We start from the raw sequence: 21,732 nt of genomic DNA on the forward strand, positions 1-21,732 counted from the left end.
GAGAGGATGATGAAATTAACCGATGTCGCAATTGTTGCCGTGGACGGGTTCAGCCCTTTTCACTACTCGGTTCCCTGCATGTTGTTTGGCGATAGCGTCTCGGAAACGAAACGTTTTAAGCTGCAGATTTGCGCCGAACGGCCGGGATTGTTGACCGCGCCCGACGGCTTTGCGCTCAACGCCAGCGCGGATTTCACCGCCCTTGAGCAAGCTGATATCGTGGTGGTGCCTTACTGGGGAGCGGTGCATCAGCGTCCGCCCCAGTCGTTGCTGGATAGCCTGGTGCGGGCAAGGGAGAACGGCGCTGAAATCGTCGGGCTATGCCTCGGCGCCTTTGTTCTCGGCTATGCCGGGCTGCTGGATGGCAAACGGGCGGCGACCCACTGGGAGTTTGAGCAGGCGTTTCAGCGGCAGTTTCCCGAGGTGCGGCTGGATATCAATGCGCTGTACGTCGATGACCAGCGGATCATCACTTCAGCGGGCACCGCGGCGGCGCTCGACTGCTGCCTGTATATCATTCGCCAGCGTTTCGGCAGCCTCGCGGCGAATCAGATCGCCCGGCGTATGATCGTGCCGCCCCATCGTGAAGGGGGCCAGGCGCAGTTTATCGCCCAGCCGGTACCGAAAAATACCCGCGACGCGCGGATTAACGGCCTGCTGGAGTATCTCCAGCAGCATATCGCCGAACCGCACAACCTCGACTCGCTGGCGCAGGTGGTAGCAATGAGCCGGCGCACGCTGACTCGTCACTTCACCAGGGCTACCGGCATGAGCATTGCCGACTGGCTGACCATTGAACGTCTGCGGCGCAGTCAGCTCTTGCTCGAAACGGGGAATATGCCCGTCGAGCAGGTGGCGGAAAGCGTTGGATTCCGCTCCGCCGTGACCTGGCGCCAGCAGTTTAAATCCCGCTTTGGCGTCAGCCCGGCGGAGTGGCGGCGCACCTTTCGCCGCGGGACTTAACCGGCGAGCGTCGCGCTGTCGATCACGAAGCGATATTTGACATCGCCTTTGACCATACGCTCCCAGGCTTCGTTGATCTGATCGGCGCGAATCAGCTCAATATCGGCGACGATGCTGTGTTCGGCGCAGAAATCGAGCATCTCCTGAGTTTCCGGGATCCCGCCTATCATCGAGCCCGCAATCGCACGACGGCGAAATATCAGATTAAACACTTCCGGCGAAGGATGCGGGCTGGCCGGCGCGCCGACCAGGGTCAGAGTGCCATCGCGTTTGAGTAACGTGGTGAAGGCATCGAGATTGTGCGGCGCCGCTACGGTGTTGAGGATGAAATCGAAGCTTTTCACGTGGGCGGCCATTTCATCCTCGTTGCGTGAGACAACCACCTCATCCGCGCCCAGCGCTTTTGCTGCTTCCCGCTTCGATTCTGAGGTGGTAAAGGCCACCACGTGGGCGCCCATGGCATGGGCCAACTTAATTCCCATATGTCCCAACCCGCCAATACCCACAATGCCGACTTTTTTCCCCGGCCCGACGTTCCAGTGACGCAGCGGAGAGTAGGTGGTAATCCCCGCGCAGAGCAGCGGCGCCACGGCGGCGAGTTGTTCCTTCGGATGGCGAATATGCAGCACGTAGCGCTCGTGTACCACAATCTGCTGCGAATAGCCGCCGAGGGTGTGTCCAGGCGCGTCTGCCGTGGGGCCGTTGTAGGTGAGAATCATATGGTCGCAGTAGTTTTCCAGTCCTGCTTCGCACTCTTCACACTGTTTACAGCTGTCGACCATACAGCCGACGCCGACCAGGTCGCCAACGTTGAACCCCGAGACCTGATTGCCGATGGCGGTCACCTGGCCGACGATTTCATGCCCCGGCACGCAAGGATAGAGCGTACCGGCCCATTCAGATCGTGCCTGATGAAGGTCGGAGTGGCAGACGCCGCAGTAATCGATGGCGATCTGCACATCGTGGGGGCCCGGGTCGCGGCGGGAGATAGCCATCGATTTCAGCGGTTGGGTGGCGGAGTACGTACCAATAGCATTGATCTGCATAGCGAAACCTCTTTCTGAATGAACGTGCTGGATGATTCGGAGGGGATGACCTGCTTTTTGGCGGCAACGGTAAGCGTAGCCTGGCCAGCGCGGGGCGTGGGGCGATTAGCTCAGAGTGTTAAACAGAAAAGGGAAAAAGAGACGGGGTAAAAAAGACGGGATAAAAAAGGAAGGGGGTAAAAGAGGCGGGATCCCTGCCTGACAGGGAACCCGCAGCGTTGAGGCGATTATTCAACCGGTGTCAGATAATCCAGGCGCAGCGGTTCAGCCAGCAGGCTGTCCATTTGCGCGATAAAGGCCTGAAAGTGCGGCAGGGCGATGTGCGCCTCCAGCGCGGACGGGTCACGCCACGACTCGCGCATGTAGAAGGTGTCCGGCGCATCGCGCAGCTGAAACAGGGCGTAATCCAGATTACCCGCTTCCTGACGGGTCGGCTGTAACAGCGCTTTCAGCGCCTGCCGCAGATCGGCCGTTTTTCCCGGTTTGGCTTTCAGAACCGCAATGGCAGATACCGTGTCGCTCGTCATCTTAAAACCCTTCCAGCACGATTTTGCCGACCGCGCGCCCGGTTTCCAGCTGGGTGTGCGCTCTCTGCAGGTTACTGGCGTTGATTGGACCGTAATGCTCGCCCAGGGTCGTTTTGATGGTCTTATCGTCAATCAGGGCCGCCACCCGGGTCAGCAGCTGATGCTGGGCCAGCATATCCGGTGTTTCAAACATCGAACGAGTGAACATAAACTCCCAGTGCAGCGAAATGCTTTTGGCCTTCAGCGGGCGGGCATCGAGGGTTTCCGGATCGTCAATCAACGCCAGCTTGCCCTGTGGGGCGAGGGCCGCAATCAGCTGCGCGTAATGTTGTTCAGTACTGTTGAGGCTGGCGACGTGCGTCACGGCGTTTACCCCAATCCGCGCCAGTTCTTCGCTGAGCGGCTTGCTGTGATCGATAACATGGTGTGCTCCGGCATCAAGTACCCATTTTTGGCTTTCCGGGCGCGAAGCGGTGCCGATGATCGTCATACGCGTCAGTTTGCGCGCCAGCTGCGTGAGAATGGAGCCGACGCCGCCCGCCGCGCCGACAATCAGCAGCACATCCCCGGCGTTGCCGCCTTCCTGCACGCCAAGACGGTCGAACAACAATTCCCATGCGGTGATGGCGGTCAGCGGCAGGGCGGCGGCAGAGGCGTTATCCAGCGAGCGCGGCTTCAGGGCGACGATCCGTTCGTCGACGAGCTGAAACTCGCTATTACTTCCCGCGCGCCCCAGCGCACCGGCATACCAGACTTCATCGCCCGGCGCGAACAGCGTGACCGCCTCGCCAACCGATTTTACGACGCCAACCGCATCCCAGCCCAGCACGCGCGGGGTATCGCCGGTAAATCCGGCGCGGACTTTGGTATCCACCGGATTCACGGAAATCGCCTTCACTTCAATGAGCAGGTCATGCCCTGCAGCAACCGGAATCGGCAGCTCGATGGCGCTTAAAAATGGGACGTTACTGCCTGCGGTAGCGGCGCGGGTAATGGCAATCGCTTTCATATACTCTCCGGTTTTAAATGGGATTTCTGTGGGAATCCATTAATGGTAGACCCCTGATGGGAAGGGAAAAACGGGGCCTGGGCGATAAGAGTTATATTGAAAAGCTGAAAATCGGTTTGGGGATAGATTTTTCGCCATTCCTGATTAACCGTGGCGCGGTCAGCCTGCTCTGCGCGGATACACTGACTTAGCCGTTGGGACGGCGCCAGCCAGGAGACTCCCGGGAGGAATATCGCGAAATGCTCGCGCCGGGAAATGTGGTTTGTACTTCGCAAGTTATGTTTCATATTTGAGAATATTTTGTGCCGGCACCACAAATATGAATATCTTGCGCAGTGAATAATAATATTGCGCTATCGCTCAAGGTTTCTGCCTTGACTCCTGGCACTCTGCGTGCGATTTTCCCTCTATCAAATAATAAACAGGGTTTCATATTTGAAACAAAAATATAAACATCTTGCTATTTAATTGAGAGTTTCACTGTTGAAACAAAGAATAAATAAAAAACGCCGATATTAAGCGGCGAGATCTTTTATCGCTTATATAAAATATAAAGTGAGGGATGTGCAATGCGTAAATTAACTCTTTCGCTGCTGCTGGCCGCCAGCGTCAACGGGATGGTGCAAGCAGACGACGGCAAGCCGTTTCCGCATATCGGCTGGCGCAGTGCGGACAATCTCGCCGGGCTGGATTTCGGCGGTGCGCTGCGGGCCAATTATCGCTATGAAGACTGGAAGGGCAGTAATTATCGCAACCCGCCGCATCTGCGTTTTGATACGTTTCGTATCGACAGCAGCGGCTTTTATAATAACTATTTCTTTGATGCCGGATTCTGGTTCCAGGATCACCGTAAATATGCCGTCGACAGGGCCTATGTGGGGTATCGTTTAAATGATAATAACAATATTACGCTCGGTATCCCCGGGAAACCTTTTGGCCTTGAGCCCTATCCGCAATTTGGCTGGTCGTACGGCATACCATTTTATTTAGGCTTTGGCGTCAGCGCCGGCAGCGGCGTCAACTATCAATATCACGACAATAACTGGTCGCTGGATGTGGCTTATTTTCCGTGGATGGAGCCGGAGAATTTACGCTACGCGCCGGATGTCGGCGATTACGATCGTCTGAAAAACACGATCTACCCTACCCAGCATCAGCAGCATAATGAAAAGCGCGATCAGGTTAACGTGCGTATCGCGCGTGATTTCCACGGCGGCGGCTGGAGCAACGAACTGGGCGGCTCGCTGGCGCTGGCGCGCCTGCACAACCGTGAAACTGACGACGACGGTACCTTCTGGGCGGCGGGAGTACACGGGATACTGCATAACGGGCCGTGGCAGCTCACCTCGCAGCTGATTCGCTACCAGTACGATCCGAAGAACCCGGCGGGTGTCAGCAACGATACGATTCTGATGGGTGGCAACGGCCTGACGCCGGCCTACCTGATCCCGGCTAAAGCTACCACCGCATCGCTCAACCTTGCCCGCGACGTCGATGTGAAGTGGGGGAGCGTCTCGAAGCTGCGCTTCTACAATGACTACAGCGTACTGTGGAAAGACAAAAGCGGCTGGCAGGATTCGCAGATGAACACCCTCGGCGTGCAGGTCTTTGCGCTGCCGGTGATGTTCTGGGTCGATCTCAGCTGGGCGAAGAACGTCAATCCGTGGGGCGGCGCGCTGAACTCCACCGGCTGGACCAGTACCGAATCCGAAGGCAGCGGCAAATGGTATTTCCGCACTAACGTCAATATTGGCTATTACTTCTGACAGGGGAATATGGTGTACAGGTTGCTGGCGAACTATCCGGATTTTCCGGATAGTTGTCTTTTGACCCGGTTGGCCTGTAGAAAAATACTGATGTTAATGGTTCTAACTGAAGGTTTTCAGGTGTCAGGCAAGATGGAGCGTACTATTGACGCTTTTGAGTGAATCATGCGCTTTCCCGTCCTGTCACTCCCTTCGCAGGCCCGTCCCGGTGCGGCCTGAGCCCCTCGATGCACCTGCATGAAAACCGACCCTCGAAGCGGGCAGGAGTGGCGTGGATGGCATTGCGCGCTGATTGTTGAAACGATCTTCGCTTGCAAAGAGGCGTGATTGAAAAGTTGAGAACAGAAAGAATTGCTTAAAAGTAAAGCTTATTATCAGTTTTAATAAAAATGCGCTATACATAACAAAAATATGATTAGATTGTAGATTTATCAAGAAATAATAATTATAGAATAATTCTGGGTCCTGGGTTCAGTAATGAGGAACAAAAATGAAAATTAATAAGATATCAGAGTTGCCAAAGGATTCCGCAACTATCCTTGAAGGGGGGACTGAAAAGAGGACTACAAGACCACTAGATGAATTGGTTATTGGTCTTGTAAGTTCAGTAGGAACAAATCTTGAGTCCATCACAATAAAAATAAAAGAGAGGCTCGCGTTATATAGATTTAGAAGTTCAGAAGTAAGGATTTCAAAAGATGTAATCGTACCATTAACTGATGAGCGTGATTACTTGTCAGATTATCAAAGAATAGATGATCTGATGACTAAAGGGAATGGGTTAAGAAAGGATAGTGATTGCAATCATATATTAGCACTTGGGGCTATAGCAAAAATAAATGAAATTAGGAGCGACATGCAATACTCCTCGTCAAATATAAAAGGAGTGGCATATATAATAAATTCGATAAAACACCCCGAAGAAGTACATAAACTAAGGGAGGTGTATGGGGCCGGTTTTTTACTTTTTGGTGTGTTTTCAGATGAGCAGCGTAGATTTGATAATTTGCATAAAAATAAAGGCATTCCTGAGGGAGATGCAAGAAAGCTAATTTTACGAGATGAGGATGAAGGGGCTGGGCATGGACAGCATACGCGAGATAGTTTTCATTTGGCTGACTTCTTTTTAAGTCAGGATGGCCGCGATGATAAAATTAATAACGATATTAAAAGGGCTTTTGATCTTCTTTTCGGAAACCCATTTATAACCCCTACTTTTGATGAGTTTGCTATGTATATGGCCTTTTCATCAGCTTTGAGATCAGCTGACTTGTCAAGGCAAGTGGGTGCTGTATTAGCAAAGAATTATGCAATAATGTCTACAGGAGCGAATGATGTTCCGAAGTTTGGTGGTGGGTTATATTGGCCTGAGTTTAATGATACTAAAGGTGCATACGAAGATTTTCCAGATGGAAGAGATTATGTTCGAGGACATGATTCCAATGCTAAACAAAAGAAACAAATAATAGAAGATATACTTGGAAAACTACCTAAAAATTCTCAAGGTAAAGTTAGGGAAGTTCTTCAAGATAGTCTGATTCAAGATATTACTGAGTATGGGCGAGTCGTGCATGCGGAAATGGAGGCTATTTTGGCTTGTGCTAGAACACAAACAAGCACACAGGATGCAAATATTTACTGCACTACTTTTCCTTGTCATAACTGCGCAAAGCACATAATTGCTGCAGGAATAAAACGAGTTGTCTATATTGAGCCTTATCCCAAAAGTAAAGCTTATGAATTCCATTCTGAGTCTATAAGTAGTGATTGCAGTGACTCTGAAAAAGTATTATTTGAGCCTTTTATCGGTATTGGGCCTAGGGTTTATTTTAATTTATTCTCTCTTGTTAATGGGAGTGGAAGTAAAATAAAAAGAAAAGACAACAATGGTGATGTATTAGAGTGGAATGAAGAAAATGCAAACTTAAGAAGTACGCTTCTTCCGATTTCCTACTTGGAAAGAGAAAAGATTTCTGTTAACTTATTCGCAAACATTATAGGGGTTTGATTATGAATAATGAAAATAAGTTTATTAAACATATAGTTGAAACCAAGAAGAGTGTGAATGATTGGCCTGAATGGAAGCGAAATTTACTTGGTGGCGATGAAATATCGTCTAAATCTTTCAGGACTCTAGCTAATTCAGAATCAATGACAGAAAAGCTAAAGGGTAACAAGAAATAAAAATCCCTGTACTGGTTTTTTTATTTAAGGTCAGTGCTCACTTAATATTCAGGGGATTAAGTGATCACTATACCATTGCATCATAGTTCTTGTTTTTTATAAATACTGAGCATGGTTATATATCCCACGGATACTATTTCTATCTAGGAACGACCAGCACTATAGCCGAATCAGGTGCAGGCTTATATTCAGCACGACTCGTTATGATTGCGTAGCGAAACACCTCACCACAGCTCTGACACACTTTGCGTGTTTTTTCCAGCGCTCCACATTTTTCAATGCATCGTAGCACCCCAAGCAACTCTAGTAGCTTAATCTCACCTATAGGCCGTTTACCAATAAAAAGGAAAACACTCAGGTCAAATGTTTTGATGATTTCCACATAGTAAGCAACTGTCCAACGATTGGCTTTAGTTGAATGCCACTCTCGGTTTACTGATTCGAAAGAGTTTTTTAGACTTTCTCGGATGGGTATGGAAGAGATTGGCGGAAGATCACAGGAGTTGAACCTGCCCGGGACCGCTGGCGGCCCCAACTGGATTTGAAGTCCAGCCACCTCACCGGAGATGACGATCTTCCGCGCCTCGATTGCTACATGGAGGCGGGGCGCATTATAGCTACTTTCAGGCATTTACCACATACCTGAACGCATTTTTTTACTGTTAAAACTGGACTTTACAGAACAGTCTGACACAAACCCTCGTAAAATCCGCGGGTTACACTTTTATATTTTTTCTGCGAGGGCGATCTGGCAGGAAAAAACGACGCTGGAGAGATACGCAGCCGCCACCTTACGTCTCAGCCAGCAGGGCGCATGCATGCCATGTCGCTATTCGCCCTTTCCTGCCAGTGAGTTCCCCCACAGACACTCTTGCCGTTTGGTGGTAGCGTAATCTGCCGCTGAGAGGAGCCCGCCATGGACTTAGAAAATATCTTTCGTGACGTCAAGCTGAGCAAAACGGAAATGACCGTGCTGCGTTTTATCCAGAATGACCCTGAGCAGTGTGTGCGGGAAGGCATCCGCAGCGTCGCTGAGCGCTGCTATAGCAACCCCTCCTCGCTGGTGCGGCTGGCGAAGAAACTGAAGTTCAGCGGCTGGCTGGAGCTGGTCTATTTTATTAAATTCAATATCACCATGCCGAAACTCGATGTCACCAACGACATCGACTACATGAGTATTCAGCCGACAGAGCGGCTGGCGCCGCTGCTGGAAAGCCTGCAGCAGCACCGCATCCTGGTTCACGGCAGCGGCTTCTCGCAGCTGATTGCGCAATATATTTATAATAAGTTTCTGGTGACCGGCGTAAACGCCAGCCTCGCGCTGTGGCCGGATTATGAAATTCTCGAGCAAAAAAACGCCGCCAAATTTGACTCCATCTGGATCGTCTCAAAATCCGGGCGCAGCAGCTCGGCTCTGAACTGGGTTAAGGCGCTGGAAGGGAAAGAGATTAATCTGGTCTGCTTTACCGGCGATTATCAAAGCCCGTTGGCGCAGGCGGCGGATACCGCATTTATTATTCATGACCCGCAGAAGTTCGACGATGATATTTACTGGAGCAACCCGTTTTTTGGCTACTGCATATTAGGTTTTGAACGATTGCTGAAGATGTGGTTCATCGAAATGCGAAAAGAGACGCTGACTCCCCCGGTATGACTGGCCATTGATTCAGGCGCCCCGCTGAGAGAAAGCGGGGAAAGCCCGGGAGCCGATGTTCCCGGGCAAGTGCAGGTTTTCTTCGTTACCGACTATTGCCAGTCGGCGAACTGCGCCTCGTCGAGATAGGCCTCGACAAGGGCTTTGGCCAGCGAAAAAGAGCCGATCAGCGGGTGCGCCATTAATGCGCGTATCGCCAGGGATTTATCGCGCTGCAAAATGGCCGCCACTGCCAGCCGCTCATACTCTTTCACGCTGGCAATCATGTTCTTCTGCGCTGTCGGTACGTGCGCTGGCGTCACCGGTTTTAAGCCGTCTCTGCTCAGATCGCAGCTGATCTCAATCACATCGTCAGGACGCAAGAAATCGAGAGTGCCATTATTGGGCATAGAGACCACGATTCGTTTGGTGGTGCGGCTGTTGACCGCCTCCAGAATATCCAGCGCTACCCCGGCGTAGCCGCCGGTATCCGGCTCCTCGATAAACTGGCGCAGGGTTAACGGTTCGCGGGTATGGAATTTCTCCTGCTGTGACTCGTTCTGCATGTAGCTATTTTCCCGGCGCAGGTAGTGCGTCATCCACAGAGAAAACGCCGCCTGCGGATCGGCTTTCACATCAATGCCGCGCAGCGCGTCCCGCATATCGCGATTGATACGGGCAATCTGCTCGCCGCGTGTTTCGTCCGCGTCCTGAATCGCTTTTAACGCCACTTCGCGATAATAGTAATAATAGAGGTACTCGTTGAGTAATTGCTTATCACACAGCTGAACCAGCTCCGGCGAGAAATACTGCATCGCCGTTTTACGGTATAAATCCGGGTTGGCGATCAGGCGTTCGGTCACCTCTTCCCCACGCACGGTAATGTGGGTAAACCAGGAAAAATGGTTCAGCCCGTAGCACTCGACGCTGAGATCGCGCTCGTCGCAGCCGAGAATCTCGGGCAGTTCGCGAATCAGCTCCGACGGCGCATCGCAAATACCGTACACGCGGCGCTTAAAGCCGGACTTGATGATCGCCTCGGTGACCAGCCCCGATGGGTTGGTAAAGTTAAACAGGATCGCATCCTCGGCGGCATGCTCTTCGATCAGGCGACAGTAGTTGAGGATCGCCGGGATCGAACGCATCGCCATGGCAAAGCCGCCCGCGCCGGTAGTCTCCTGGCCTAAGGTATTATGCTCAAGCGCAATACGCTCATCGCGAATACGACTCTCATCGCCGCCAACCCGCAGGGTGGTAATCACATAATTTGTGCCTTTCAGCGCAGCGACCGGATCGGTGGTCGTACTGAACGCAATATCCGGACGAATCGTATTAAACACGTAACGGGCAATTTCACCAAACAGGGCCAGATTATCTTCCGAGCTGTCCAGAAATACGACTTCCGTTAAACCTATGCGGTGGGCATTATAAGCCAGAGATTTCGCCAGAAATGCAGAGCGAACGCCGCCCCCGCCTAATACGGTTAATTTCATACATCACTCCCAATTAATTTTCTGCCAGCCAGCTATCAACTCGGGAACGAACCTGTCCCACTTTGACGCCATAAATAACCTGAACTTCATTACGATTTCGTACAACGCCATTAGCACCGGTGCTTTTCAATATGAGATCATCAACCAAATCCATATTTTTAATTACCACGCGCAGGCGAGTGAAACAGTTGTCGACCGAAATAATATTTTCTTTGCCGCCGAGGCCACTAATAATCTCATCGGTCACCGACTGCGGATTACCGACCTTTTTACGATAATCTGCTTTGCTGTAGAGCTTCACGTTATCGTCGTCTTCACGGCCCGGTGTTTTTAAATTCAGCTTCACCACCAGGGTGCGGAAAATAACGTAATAAACGGCGAACTGACCGATACCGATAAGTACATACCCAGGCCAGCGCGTTAATGAGACCGGCAGCGGCAGGTTGTAAATCAGGAATTCGATAAGCCCGGATGCGCCCCACGGCCGAACGGTAAAGATGTCACAAACCGCTTGTGACGCGGCGGTCAGGGTGGCGTGAATCACCCAGAGCAGCGGCGACACGAACAGGAAGGTGAACTCAATCGGCTCCGTAATACCGGTGAGCATTGAGGTAATAATGGCGGGCAGCAGAATCGCCTTAGCCATCATTTTTTTCTCCGGTTTCGCCGTGTGATAAAAGGCCAGCGATGCGCCAGCGAGGCCGAAAATCGTGGTCATCCCCTGCTGCGAGAAACGTAGCGCATCGTTCATGACCGGGGTCAGATCCGGGTGGCGCATATAGGCGAGGAAAATCGCCTGGGTACCGGAAACGACCTGCCCGTCAACGTTTAGCGTACCGCCGATTTGCGTGAGCTGGAACGGTGACCAGACAAAATGGTGCAGGCCGGTGGGGATGAGGAATTTTTCAAAGAAGCCATAAACGAAAACCCCCGCCACGCCGGCATTTTTCATAAATCCGGTTAACGCTCCAATACCGTGGGTCATAAACGGCCAGATCCAGGTGAAGGCGATGGCATAGAAAATCACCACCGGAGTCATGGCGACCAGGGTCAGCTTGGCGCCGCCGTACATTGACAGCGCGCCGGGTAGTTCGATGTTCGAAACTTTGTTATGCACCCAGGCGATGGTACAGCCGAGGATAATGCCGAGGAACACCCCCATATCGACGACCACAAAACCGAGCAGTTGCGTCTGACCGGTGCCGTAATATTCGCCATTAATTTTTTCGGCGATGCCGTGGGTATGTTCCAGCCACGAATGGTTGGCGCCCAGAAACATAATAAAACACATCACTGAAACCAGTGCGACTTCTGTTTTTTTATCTTTCGCCAGTCCATAACTAATACCGACGCAAAAAAGTAATCCAAGATTGCCAAACAGCGGCCAGAACGTATCACCGAGTAATTGTCCTAGCTGATGTAAAAAACTGGTTTCAGAAATTAATGTCGGGTTGGTTAAGACAGAACTGAGTGCCAGAATCAGGCCAATGACGGGCAAGAACAAGACTGCACCGATCATTGCTCTGGAGAATTTTTGCATATTCTCCAGAATACGTTGACGTATTGCGGACATAGTCGTTCCTTTATTTTTATATTTACATAGGGTTTTTAATTGTTATCTCTACTTCCAGTATTTTGTTTATAGCAACTCCGATCTTTGAAAGAAACAGGTTGCGGGAAATAGGTACAGATAGCCGCAAAATGCACACAGGTTTCGCAGAGAGAAAGGAGTGCCTGAGGGGCCGATGGACGAAGAGCAGAGCGAGGCCCTCTCTCCGGCGAAGAGAGGGCGGAGGGCGATTACGGTGCTGGCGGGGGAGCGATCGGCTGAGCCGGCTCGCTGTTTAGCTGGCCGTTGCGCATTACTTGCGCAACCTGCTGTTTCTCCATATTCACCGCGCTGAGCTGGCCGTTAACCGTCGGTTTCAGCGGTGCATCGGCCTGCACGCTGCCGCTGGCGGTCAGCTGGAAATTACCGTCGCCGGAAACCGGCAGGGCGGGCCAGCCCCAGGCCTGCAGAATGTTCAGCGGTACGCCGCGGCCGTTCAGGCTCAGCGTGACCTGGCGCTGGGGAAGCTGCGACACCGCGGCGGTGGCCTGCAGAATACCGCGCTCGGTAAAGGCGCTAAGCTCGGTAATGTTGACCGTTGAGGCGTTGGCGCTGAGCTTGAGCGACGGGCGCCGGACGTCAACGCGATTAAACGTGGCGGCGGCGGCGTTCAGCGTTGCGCTGCCGCTCCATACGCCCCAGCGTCGATCCTTCACCAGCTGCAGCTCGCCGCCGTAACCGTCAAGGGCGGTGATCTGCCACGGGAACGTGGGGTCGATATCGATAACCAGGTTGCGGCTGGCGCTGAATTTCTTCAGCGTCAGGCTTTCCAGCCACGTGGGCAGCGACTCCATCCACAGCTGTTTCCAGTTTTCCGGCAGGGTATATTCCAGTCCGGCAAAGGCGGTGTCATCCAACACCAGCGCGTTACCCGCGCGCAGCCAGTTGCCAGAAGTCCGTACCATTCCGCCTTCCCAACGTGAGGTGAACTGGCGCAGCGCGATGCCCTGTGGGGAAAATTCGGCATTGGCGATGGGATCAAGCAGATGCAGCGATCCGGTAATAAATTCGCTGGCGTTCATCGACAGCGTGCCGTCATCGCTTTGCCATCCGCCCTGGCTCAGGGTCAGGTTGCGCAGATTAAGGTCGAGATCCGTCACCGCCCAGTCCGGCCCCTGCAAACGGGCGTCGGTCACGTCGAGGCGGCCAATTTGCAGTGAAGGGACGCTGGTCAGCGGGGTAAAGAATTCTGTCAGCGATTTATCGCTCTGCAGGCGAATTTCGTTGAGCTGCAGATTATCAACCCGCCAGCTGCCGTCGGCGCTGCGTTTGGCGTTGCCGGTGAGCGTTCCGCGGGCAATATCGGCGCCCAGCGTGGATAACGTCACTTCACCATTATCAAGGCTTCCCTGGATCAGCACGTTACTGGCATCCACGCCGTTCAGGGTCAGCGAGCCTGCGCTCATCTGAATCTGCGCTTTTTTCCCCAGTACGTTGCCTGCTTCCGGCGCCCACGGGCTGACGCCGCCGGTTACCCGCTGCGCGCTCAGGTCCCAGCCGGTTTCCGGGCTGTTAAACGCCATATTGCGCAACTGCAGACGATCGGCGGCAAAGGGTAAAGAAGCGGAGGACGGCGAGAGATTTAACGTCCCGTCGCTCAGCACAATCTCGTCGGCGTGCAGCGGATCGCTGAACTGGCGGGTACTGAAGCCAATATCCACCGTTTTAGCGACCAGCGTCGGCGGTTTGCCGTCGCGCCCGAAAGTGACATTTTGCAGTTGCAGGTGGAGAGGTGAAGAGAAACTGTGATCCATCGCGTCGAAGGAGACCTGCCAGCCGGTGCCCTCGCTCAGCCAGGCGCTGGCCTGACGCGAGCCCCAGTGGGTCTGTAGCAGGAACCAGGCGGCAACGATGACGACCAGCAGGGCGGTCAGCAGCCAGAGAATCAACTTTCCAGGAAATTTCATGGTCTTACATCCTGAGCGAGGCACATAAGGCTGTTATGCCCGAATTATGCGCAATCCTCAAGACAGGAATTGTGTAATCAGATGATGTGAGGGGCCAGGAGGGTCAGGCTTCAGGCTGCCCCGGCCGCGCGCGACCGGGGAGCGGGGGAGAATCAGCTTTTCTCTGGCGGGAAGACCAGATTCAGCACAATCGCCGTAATACCGCCGGCGGCAATCCCTGAGGAGAGCAGGTTCTTCAGCCAGTCGGGGGCAAACTGCAGGATCAGCGGCTGCTGGGAGACGCCGAGGCCCACAGCCAGCGACAGGGCGATAATCAGAATCGCACGGCGGTTCAGCGGTTCGCGGGAGACGATACGTACCCCGGATGCGGCGATAGTACCGAACATTACCAGCGTTGCGCCGCCGAGCACCGGTTCCGGAATATGCTGGACAAAGCCGCTGACCGCCGGGAACAGGCCCAGCACGATCAGCATCAGCGCCACCACGAAGCCGACATAGCGGCTGGCGACACCGGTCAACTGAATCACGCCGTTATTCTGGCCGAAGCAGGAGTTCGGGAAGGTATTAAAGACGGCGGAGACAAAGGAGTTCAGGCCGTTAGCCAGCACGCCGCCTTTCAGGCGCTTCATATACAGCGGACCGGAGACCGGCTGTTCCGACACGTCAGACGTGGCGGTGATATCGCCGATGGTTTCCAGCGAGGTGATCATAAAGACCAGCATCAGCGGCAGCAGCAGGCTCCAGTCGATGCCCAGACCGTAATAGAGCGGGGTGGGCACGGTAATCAGACTGTCGTTCGCCGGTGCGCTGTTGGCCGGCAGCATATCGAGCAGCCAGGCCGCCAGATAACCTGCCGCCATGGCGATCACCAGCGACGCGATACGCAGATACGGGTTGCGCTGGCGGTTAAGAATAATGATTAGCGCCAGAACGATACCCGCCAGCAGCAGGTTTTTCGGCGCGCCGAAGGTATGGTCGGCCATGGCCGAGTAGCCACCGCCAATGGAGGTCAGCCCGACCTGAATCAGCGACAGGCCGATAATCATCACCACGACCCCGGAGACCAGCGGGGTAATAACCCGTCGGGCCAGGTGCAGGACGCGCGAGATGACCATTTCCGTGCAGCTTGCCAGCATCAGGGTGCCGAACAGCGCGGCCATCATCGTCGGCACGTCGGCGCCACCGGTTTTCAGCGCGGTACCGCCCATAATAAGCGGGGCGACGAAGTTAAAGCTGGTGCCCTGAATCGAGAGCAGCCCGGAACCGACCGGTCCCCAGGCTTTAATCTGAATGATGGATGCCACACCGGAGGCGAACAGCGACATACTGATGATGTGCTGAGTGTCCTGAGCCGGAAGGCCCAGCGCCTGACAGATTAACAGCGCCGGCGTGATGACCGCGACAAACATCGCCAGCAGATGCTGAAAGGCGGCGAACAGGGTTTGCGGCAGCGGCGGGCGGTCTTCGAGGCGGTAGATTAATTCGCTGGTTGTTTTATGCGCAACCGGTTGCGCAGCTTCTGACTCGGCGGTGTTAACGGACATCACAAACAATCCCAAGGTGGCAAAGCGGGAATTTTATCGGACTGTAGTACAAAAGCAAACGTTTGCCAGCGTTTGCTGAGAAATATTTATACAACTAACCGGGGGGGGACATTAATTAACATTTTGTATGCTTGATCGCATCAATATCAAAACAAAATATCTTTTCCTGTCATTTTTTGCGCGGTTCTGCTTAAAATCCCCGTCCGATTCCTCAAGATGAGAAGTAATCGACACCGGGAATACCGACGCGTGTGAATGGATCATGCGCCTTTAAGGAGCTCTTTTTATGTTTCATCTCGATACCTTATCGACGCTCGTTGCCGCAACATTGGTGCTGCTGTTGGGCAGACAACTCGTGCAGAATGTCCCCTTCCTGAAAAAATACACCATCCCTGAACCCGTTGCGGGCGGCCTGCTGGTGGCGCTGGCGCTGCTGGTGCTGAAAAAAAGCATGGGTTGGGAAATCGACTTTGATATGAGTCTGAAAGACCCGCTGATGATGGCGTTCTTTGCGACCATCGGTCTGAACGCAAATCTCTCCAGCCTGCGGGCCGGCGGCAAAGTGGTGGGTACCTTCCTGATTGTGGTGGTGGGACTGCTGCTGCTGCAAAACGCCCTCGGCATCGGGATGGCGAAGCTGTTAGGACTGGACCCGCTGATGGGGCTGCTGGCTGGCTCCATTACCCTGTCTGGCGGCCATGGCACCGGCGCCGCGTGGAGTAAGCTGTTTGTTGAACGCTACGGCTTTGCCAACGCCACCGAAGTCGCAATGGCGTGCGCCACCTTTGGTCTGGTGCTGGGTGGGTTGATTGGCGGCCCGGTGGCGCGCTATCTGGTTAAACACTCTTCTTCACCGGACGGAACGCCGGATGATCAGCTGGCGCCAACCGCCTTCGAAAAACCGGATATGGGCCGCATGATCACCTCGCTGGTGCTGATTGAGAGCATCGCCTTAATCGCCATCTGCCTGACGGTAGGGAGGGTGGTTGCGCAACTGCTGACGGGCACCGTCTTTGAACTGCCCACTTTTGTCTGCGTACTGTTTATCGGGGTGATCCTCAGCAACGGTCTGGCGCTGTTAGGTTTCTATCGCGTGTTTGAGCGTGCGGTATCGGTGCTGGGCAACGTTAGCCTGTCGCTGTTCCTCGCCATGGCTCTGATGAGCCTGAAGCTGTGGGAGCTGGCTTCGCTGGCGCTGCCGATGCTGGCGATCCTCGCGGTCCAGACGGTGGCGATGGCGCTGTATGCCATCTTCGTAACCTATCGCATGATGGGGAAAAACTATGATGCCGCGGTACTGGCTGCCGGGCACTGTGGTTTTGGTCTCGGGGCGACGCCGACGGCGATTGCCAATATGCAGGCCATCACCGACCGCTTTGGCCCGTCTCATATGGCGTTTCTGGTGGTGCCGATGGTCGGCGCGTTCTTTATTGATATCGTGAATGCGCTGGTGATTAAGCTGTATCTGCTGTTGCCGATATTCGGCTGAATCCCCGCCGTCTTTCAGGCCACAGGTGCGTTGACTGCGTTTGCTTGCCCCGGTCACATCGTTATCTATGTGACCGGGGATGCATGCACTTGTCGCCTTCCAGTGACCCGAAATCCATTGGGGATTGCCGGATAAAGGTCTGTCGCCCGGTCAACGTTGCGCCACCGGGCAGTCCTGTGGTCGCGGTTACTCGTGTTCTTCCCACGCCAGCGCGCGTTTCACCGCTTTTTTCCAGCCGTTGTAGCGGTAGTTACGCTCGGTAGTTTCGATACCCGGGCGGAACTCGCGCTCAATCACCGCTTTCTCCTGCAGCTCATCCAGATTTTGCCAGAAGCCAACGGCCAGACCTGCGAGGTAAGCGGCGCCCAGCGCCGTCACTTCACGCACTTCCGGACGTTCTACGCGGGTGCCGAGAATATCGGACTGGAACTGCATCAGGAAGTTGTTGGCCACGGCACCGCCGTCGACGCGCAGGGCGTGCAGACGAATCCCTGAATCTGCCTGCATAGCTTCCAGTACATCGCGTGTCTGATAGGCAATAGACTCCAGCGTGGCGCGAATAATATGGTTGGCGTTCACCCCGCGGGTCAGGCCAAAGATGGCGCCGCGCGCATACGGGTCCCAGTAAGGCGCACCGAGACCGGTAAAGGCCGGAACCACATACACGCCGTTGGTATCTTTCACTTTAGTGGCAAAATATTCGGAATCGAAGGCGTCGTTGATCAGCTTCATTTCATCGCGCAGCCACTGAATCGAGGCGCCGGCCATGAATACTGCGCCTTCCAGCGCATAGTTCACTTCCCCACGTGGGCCGCAGCCGATAGTGGTCAGCAGGCCATGCGTTGAGGTTACCGCTTTTTCCCCGGTATTCATCAGCATAAAGCAGCCGGTGCCGTAGGTGTTTTTTGCCATCCCTTCTTTGACGCACAGCTGGCCAAACAGCGCCGCCTGCTGGTCACCGGCGATACCGGCGATAGGAATACGCGTGCCGCCTTTACCACCGATGTTGGTTTGACCGTATACCTCGGAAGACTTGCGCACTTCCGGCAGCATCGCGCGCGGAATATCCAGCGCCTCCAGCATTTTGTCGTCCCAGTCCAGCTCGTGGATGTTGAACAACATGGTACGCGAGGCGTTGGTGTAGTCGGTCACGTGGACGCGGCCCTGGGTCATTTTCCATACCAGCCAGGTATCCACGGTTCCGAACAGCAGTTCGCCGCGTTTTGCCCGCTCGCGGGCGCCTTCCACGTGATCGAGAATCCATTTTACTTTGGTACCGGAGAAGTACGGGTCAACCACCAGGCCGGTGGCCTTGCGAATGTACTCTTCCATGCCGTCACGTTTGAGCTGTTCACAGATCTCTGCGGTACGACGGCACTGCCAGACGATAGCGTTATAGATCGGTTTACCGGTTTCCCGCTCCCACACAATGGCGGTTTCACGTTGGTTGGTGATCCCGATTGCGGCGATCTCGTCGGAGCTAATATCGGCTTTTGCCAGCACTTCAACCAGCGTGGAGCTTTGCGACGCCCAGATCTCCATCGGGTCATGCTCAACCCAGCCTGGATGCGGATAAATTTGTTCAAATTCTCGCTGAGAAACGCTGACGATATTGGCATCGTGATCCATCACAACGGCCCGGGAGCTGGTGGTGCCCTGGTCGAGCGCAACGATATATTTTTTGTCGGTCATAGTATGAGTCCCGTAGTCAGATTACAGCGAAGCGTTGTGTTGCGTAGTCGAGGTGCTTTCTTTCTCTTCCTCGACACAGGTGTCGCAAGGCAGATGGCGGCCGATCAACTTACGATAGCTGAACGCGCCCAGCGCGGCGCCCACCACCGGTGCGCACAGCGGCACCAGGAAATAAGGAATATCTTTACCGCCGGTGAAGGCGACGTCACCCCAGCCGGCAAGCCAGGCGAACGTTTTTGGTCCAAGGTCGCGAGCCGGGTTCATGGCAAATCCGGTCAGCGGTCCCATAGATGCGCCGATAACCGCAATTAACAGGCCGATCAGGAGCGGCGCCAGCGGGCCACGCGGAATCCCATTACCGTCATCAGTCAGTGCCAGGATAACGCCCATCAGGATAGCGGTAATCACCATTTCTACCGCGAAAGCCTGCACAAAATTGATATGTGGGTTCGGGTAAGTGGAGAAAATACCGGCCAGCTCAAGACTTTCGACGCTGCCGCGCACCATATTGTGGCTGTGTTCGAAATCGAAGAAAAGATTGTAGTAAAGCCCGTAAACTAACGCCGCTGCGCAAAAGGCGCCTGCGAATTGAGAAATGATAAAAGGAACAACTTTACGCCCGTCGAAGCAGGCAAACAGCCACAATGCGATAGTGACCGCCGGGTTAAGGTGTGCACCGGATACGCCCGCAGTCAGGTAGATAGCCATGGCCACCCCCAGACCCCAGATGATGCTGATTTCCCACTGACCGAAGCTGGCTCCCGCAACTTTGAGCGCCGCGACGCACCCAACGCCGAAAAAGATCAACAACCCGGTACCTAGGAACTCTGCGATGCACTGGCCTTTTAATGTTGATGTTTGGCTCATATCGAATCCTGAAGCGAAGTGGTGATTATTGTATGTATGAAGGTCGTAGACGACCACGCTGCCTTGTAGGCATAGTGTTAATTTATCGTTAACGAACAAAAACGAGAAATATCGAAATATAAATGTGTGTGCTGCGTCAAGAAAATGAGCGTTTTCGCGCCATGAACGCGTGTTGTGACACATTTGCCCCGCATTTCCGGCGGATTTTGTTAACCCATTGATTAACAATTGCCGGATAACTTCCACAGAAACGCGCCGAATGCGCCAGGTAAAGACTGAAAAGTGTTGCAAACCGCAATCTGCGCGGGTTGTCGCTGGACAGGGAAGGCGGGGATTCATACAATCGACTGCATGACCACTGTAGTGCGCTTATTTTCGTTAAGGCGTCACCGCGTAGGTACACAACATCATTCGGGATGTGTCAAAACGGCAAGCGAATGAATCCTCGCCGCTTACTTCGGTAAGTGTTCGGGAAGAACCCGCTAACGCAGAAGCAGCTTGAAGGACGACGTGTACGGGATAGTACTCTATCAACGCCTTGCAAGTTCAGGAGAGGTATGACGATGTCATTAGAAGTGTTTGAGAAATTAGAATCAAAAGTACAGCAGGCGATTGATACCATCACTCTGTTGCAGATGGAAATCGAAGAGCTGAAAGAGAAGAACAACACGCTGGCGCAGGAAGTTCAGGGCGCACAGCACGGTCGTGAAGAGCTGGAGCGTGAAAACGGTCAGCTGAGAGAACAGCTGCAGGGCTGGCAGGATCGTCTGCAGGCGCTGCTGGGTCGCATGGAAGAAGTGTAACCCTCTCGCCCTCACCCTCTCCTCTCCTGGAGAGGGTAAGCATTCCCCTCCGGTTTACATATACTCGCAAGTTATAGCCAATCTTTTTTTATTCTTTAATCATTGTTTCGCTTTCTGGCACGCTTAACTCATCACAACACGACATAAAGAGAGCGGTGCGATGAACAAGTGGGGCGTTGGGTTAACTCTGTTGCTGGCATCCGCCAGCGTTCTGGCCAAAGACATTCAGTTATTAAACGTATCTTATGATCCAACGCGCGAGCTGTACGAACAGTACAACAAGGCATTCAGCGCGCACTGGAAACAAGAAACCGGCGACAATGTGGTGATTCGTCAGTCGCATGGCGGCTCCGGCAAACAGGCGACGTCGGTGATCAACGGTATCGAAGCTGATGTCGTGACGCTGGCGCTGGCCTACGATGTTGATGCGATCGCGGAACGCGGCCGTATCGATAAAAACTGGCTGAAACGTCTGCCGGATAACTCCGCGCCGTATACCTCCACCATCGTGTTCCTTGTACGTAAAGGCAACCCAAAACAGATTCATGACTGGAACGACCTGATTAAACCGGGTGTGTCGGTGATTACGCCAAACCCGAAAAGCTCCGGCGGCGCACGCTGGAACTACCTGGCCGCCTGGGGCTATGCCCTGCACCAGAATCACGGCGACCAGGCAAAAGCCCAGGAGTTTGTGAAGGCGCTGTATAAAAACGTCGAAGTGCTGGACTCCGGCGCGCGCGGTTCGACCAATACCTTTGTTGAACGCGGGATCGGCGATGTGCTGATTGCGTGGGAGAACGAAGCGCTGCTGGCGGCCAACGAGCTGGGCAAAGATAAGTTTGAAATTGTGACTCCGAGCGAATCGATTCTTGCTGAACCGACCGTCTCCGTGGTTGATAAAGTGGTCGATAAAAAAGGCACCCGCCAGGTAGCTGAAGCTTACCTGAAGTATCTCTACTCGCCGGAAGGCCAGGAGATTGCGGCGAAGAACTTCTACCGCCCACGTGACCCGGCAGTCGCGAAGAAATATGCCGATGAGTTCCCGAAACTGAAGCTGTTCACCATCGACCAGGAGTTTGGTGGCTGGACGAAGGCGCAGAAAGAGCACTTCTCAAACGGCGGTACTTTCGACCAAATCAGTCAGCGTTAATCGTTCCGAACGCCCGGTTAAATAACCGGGCGTTTTTATTTAGTCATCAA

At 53.8% G+C, this 21,732-nt stretch carries 17 protein-coding genes, 1 tRNA gene and 1 pseudogene; 8 read left to right on the forward strand and 11 right to left on the reverse strand.

Going from position 1 to position 21,732, the window contains the following annotated elements; genetic code table 11:
* Positions 1–9: 9 nt before the first annotated feature.
* Positions 10–963: a GlxA family transcriptional regulator gene (locus tag AC236I_RS00420; protein WP_004869020.1), complete on the forward strand. Its 954-nt coding sequence runs from the start codon at positions 10–12 to the stop codon at positions 961–963.
* Here the strand turns inward: AC236I_RS00420 and AC236I_RS00425 are convergent.
* The 3 genes from AC236I_RS00425 to AC236I_RS00435 form a co-directional block, all read right to left on the reverse strand.
* Complete coding sequence (locus tag AC236I_RS00425) at positions 960–2,009, reverse strand: NAD(P)-dependent alcohol dehydrogenase (RefSeq protein WP_004869018.1); 1,050 nt, start codon at positions 2,007–2,009, stop codon at positions 960–962. The two genes, AC236I_RS00420 and AC236I_RS00425, sit on opposite strands and share 4 nt — an antisense overlap.
* Before the next feature lie 227 nt (positions 2,010–2,236).
* Positions 2,237–2,536: a putative quinol monooxygenase gene (locus AC236I_RS00430; protein ID WP_004869015.1), complete on the reverse strand. Its 300-nt coding sequence runs from the start codon at positions 2,534–2,536 to the stop codon at positions 2,237–2,239.
* 1 nt (position 2,537) lies between these two features.
* Complete coding sequence (locus AC236I_RS00435) at positions 2,538–3,545, reverse strand: zinc-binding alcohol dehydrogenase family protein (RefSeq protein WP_445129851.1); 1,008 nt, start codon at positions 3,543–3,545, stop codon at positions 2,538–2,540.
* A gap of 569 nt (positions 3,546–4,114) precedes the next feature.
* Here AC236I_RS00435 and AC236I_RS00440 point away from each other — a divergent pair.
* The 3 genes from AC236I_RS00440 (at position 4,115) to AC236I_RS00450 (ending at position 7,495) form a co-directional block, all read left to right on the forward strand.
* Positions 4,115–5,311: a porin family protein gene (locus AC236I_RS00440; RefSeq protein ID WP_100663173.1), complete on the forward strand. Its 1,197-nt coding sequence runs from the start codon at positions 4,115–4,117 to the stop codon at positions 5,309–5,311.
* Between the two features lie 490 nt (positions 5,312–5,801).
* On the forward strand, positions 5,802–7,319 hold the full coding sequence (locus AC236I_RS00445; protein ID WP_237183808.1) for an anti-phage dCTP deaminase: 1,518 nt from the start codon (positions 5,802–5,804) through the stop codon (positions 7,317–7,319).
* Between the two features lie 2 nt (positions 7,320–7,321).
* Positions 7,322–7,495 carry a hypothetical protein gene (locus AC236I_RS00450; RefSeq protein WP_180984129.1) on the forward strand — a complete coding sequence of 58 codons (174 nt, stop codon included), beginning with the start codon at positions 7,322–7,324 and terminating at the stop codon, positions 7,493–7,495.
* Between the two features lie 142 nt (positions 7,496–7,637).
* Here the strand turns inward: AC236I_RS00450 and AC236I_RS00455 are convergent.
* Positions 7,638–7,955 (reverse strand): annotated as a pseudogene (locus AC236I_RS00455) (tyrosine-type recombinase/integrase); the annotation flags it as partial.
* 24 nt (positions 7,956–7,979) lie between these two features.
* Positions 7,980–8,074 (reverse strand) — tRNA-Sec (locus AC236I_RS00460).
* A gap of 337 nt (positions 8,075–8,411) precedes the next feature.
* On the opposite strand from AC236I_RS00460, the gene AC236I_RS00465 reads away from it, so the two are divergent.
* Entirely contained in the window at positions 8,412–9,149 is a 738-nt protein-coding gene (locus AC236I_RS00465; protein WP_004869009.1) for a MurR/RpiR family transcriptional regulator, read from the forward strand.
* 92 nt (positions 9,150–9,241) lie between these two features.
* Here the strand turns inward: AC236I_RS00465 and AC236I_RS00470 are convergent, their stop codons facing one another.
* The 4 genes from AC236I_RS00470 to AC236I_RS00485 all read right to left on the reverse strand — a co-directional run bounded on the left by AC236I_RS00470 (position 9,242) and on the right by AC236I_RS00485 (position 15,681).
* Positions 9,242–10,621 carry a family 4 glycosyl hydrolase gene (locus AC236I_RS00470; RefSeq protein ID WP_004869008.1) on the reverse strand — a complete coding sequence of 460 codons (1,380 nt, stop codon included), beginning with the start codon at positions 10,619–10,621 and terminating at the stop codon, positions 9,242–9,244.
* Between the two features lie 13 nt (positions 10,622–10,634).
* Positions 10,635–12,194, reverse strand: coding sequence for a PTS transporter subunit EIIC (locus tag AC236I_RS00475; protein WP_015585509.1), 1,560 nt, complete (start codon positions 12,192–12,194; stop codon positions 10,635–10,637).
* A 227-nt stretch (positions 12,195–12,421) separates the two neighbouring features.
* Complete coding sequence (locus AC236I_RS00480) at positions 12,422–14,137, reverse strand: AsmA family protein (RefSeq protein WP_104895421.1); 1,716 nt, start codon at positions 14,135–14,137, stop codon at positions 12,422–12,424.
* 152 nt (positions 14,138–14,289) lie between these two features.
* Positions 14,290–15,681 (reverse strand): nucleobase:cation symporter-2 family protein, encoded by a 1,392-nt coding sequence (locus AC236I_RS00485; protein ID WP_004869002.1) that lies wholly within the window; start codon positions 15,679–15,681, stop codon positions 14,290–14,292.
* Positions 15,682–15,967: 286 nt separating this feature from the next.
* Between AC236I_RS00485 and gltS the strand changes: the two genes are divergently transcribed.
* Complete coding sequence (gene gltS, locus AC236I_RS00490; RefSeq protein WP_004868999.1) at positions 15,968–17,170, forward strand: sodium/glutamate symporter; 1,203 nt, start codon at positions 15,968–15,970, stop codon at positions 17,168–17,170.
* A 186-nt stretch (positions 17,171–17,356) separates the two neighbouring features.
* On the opposite strand, the gene glpK is transcribed toward gltS, so the two are convergent.
* On the reverse strand, positions 17,357–18,862 hold the full coding sequence (glpK, locus tag AC236I_RS00495; protein WP_004868997.1) for a glycerol kinase GlpK: 1,506 nt from the start codon (positions 18,860–18,862) through the stop codon (positions 17,357–17,359).
* 21 nt (positions 18,863–18,883) lie between these two features.
* On the reverse strand, positions 18,884–19,729 hold the full coding sequence (locus AC236I_RS00500) for an MIP/aquaporin family protein (protein WP_004868993.1): 846 nt from the start codon (positions 19,727–19,729) through the stop codon (positions 18,884–18,886).
* A gap of 557 nt (positions 19,730–20,286) precedes the next feature.
* Here AC236I_RS00500 and zapB point away from each other — a divergent pair.
* Complete coding sequence (gene zapB, locus AC236I_RS00505; protein ID WP_086815662.1) at positions 20,287–20,532, forward strand: septal ring assembly protein ZapB; 246 nt, start codon at positions 20,287–20,289, stop codon at positions 20,530–20,532.
* 160 nt (positions 20,533–20,692) lie between these two features.
* A complete protein-coding gene (locus AC236I_RS00510) occupies positions 20,693–21,682 on the forward strand; it encodes a sulfate ABC transporter substrate-binding protein (protein WP_004868989.1) in 990 nt (329 codons plus the stop codon).
* Positions 21,683–21,732: the final 50 nt, after the last annotated feature.

Source organism: Klebsiella sp. Sb-30 (assembly GCF_057652795.1).

What these genes read in the sequence shown, in the direction of transcription:
- AC236I_RS00485 (WP_004869002.1), bottom strand. Translation starts at nt 15,681, where the DNA reads ATGTCCGTTAACACCGCCGAGTCAGAAGCTGCGCAACCGGTTGCGCAT.
- glpK (WP_004868997.1), bottom strand. Translation starts at nt 18,862, where the DNA reads ATGACCGACAAAAAATATATCGTTGCGCTCGACCAGGGCACCACCAGC.
- AC236I_RS00470 (WP_004869008.1), bottom strand. Translation starts at nt 10,621, where the DNA reads ATGAAATTAACCGTATTAGGCGGGGGCGGCGTTCGCTCTGCATTTCTG.
- gltS (WP_004868999.1), top strand. Translation starts at nt 15,968, where the DNA reads ATGTTTCATCTCGATACCTTATCGACGCTCGTTGCCGCAACATTGGTG.
- AC236I_RS00425 (WP_004869018.1), bottom strand. Translation starts at nt 2,009, where the DNA reads ATGCAGATCAATGCTATTGGTACGTACTCCGCCACCCAACCGCTGAAA.
- AC236I_RS00465 (WP_004869009.1), top strand. Translation starts at nt 8,412, where the DNA reads ATGGACTTAGAAAATATCTTTCGTGACGTCAAGCTGAGCAAAACGGAA.
- AC236I_RS00475 (WP_015585509.1), bottom strand. Translation starts at nt 12,194, where the DNA reads ATGTCCGCAATACGTCAACGTATTCTGGAGAATATGCAAAAATTCTCC.
- AC236I_RS00420 (WP_004869020.1), top strand. Translation starts at nt 10, where the DNA reads ATGAAATTAACCGATGTCGCAATTGTTGCCGTGGACGGGTTCAGCCCT.
- zapB (WP_086815662.1), top strand. Translation starts at nt 20,287, where the DNA reads ATGACGATGTCATTAGAAGTGTTTGAGAAATTAGAATCAAAAGTACAG.
- AC236I_RS00445 (WP_237183808.1), top strand. Translation starts at nt 5,802, where the DNA reads ATGAAAATTAATAAGATATCAGAGTTGCCAAAGGATTCCGCAACTATC.
- AC236I_RS00500 (WP_004868993.1), bottom strand. Translation starts at nt 19,729, where the DNA reads ATGAGCCAAACATCAACATTAAAAGGCCAGTGCATCGCAGAGTTCCTA.
- AC236I_RS00435 (WP_445129851.1), bottom strand. Translation starts at nt 3,545, where the DNA reads ATGAAAGCGATTGCCATTACCCGCGCCGCTACCGCAGGCAGTAACGTC.
- AC236I_RS00480 (WP_104895421.1), bottom strand. Translation starts at nt 14,137, where the DNA reads ATGAAATTTCCTGGAAAGTTGATTCTCTGGCTGCTGACCGCCCTGCTG.
- AC236I_RS00510 (WP_004868989.1), top strand. Translation starts at nt 20,693, where the DNA reads ATGAACAAGTGGGGCGTTGGGTTAACTCTGTTGCTGGCATCCGCCAGC.
- AC236I_RS00440 (WP_100663173.1), top strand. Translation starts at nt 4,115, where the DNA reads ATGCGTAAATTAACTCTTTCGCTGCTGCTGGCCGCCAGCGTCAACGGG.
- AC236I_RS00430 (WP_004869015.1), bottom strand. Translation starts at nt 2,536, where the DNA reads ATGACGAGCGACACGGTATCTGCCATTGCGGTTCTGAAAGCCAAACCG.
- AC236I_RS00450 (WP_180984129.1), top strand. Translation starts at nt 7,322, where the DNA reads ATGAATAATGAAAATAAGTTTATTAAACATATAGTTGAAACCAAGAAG.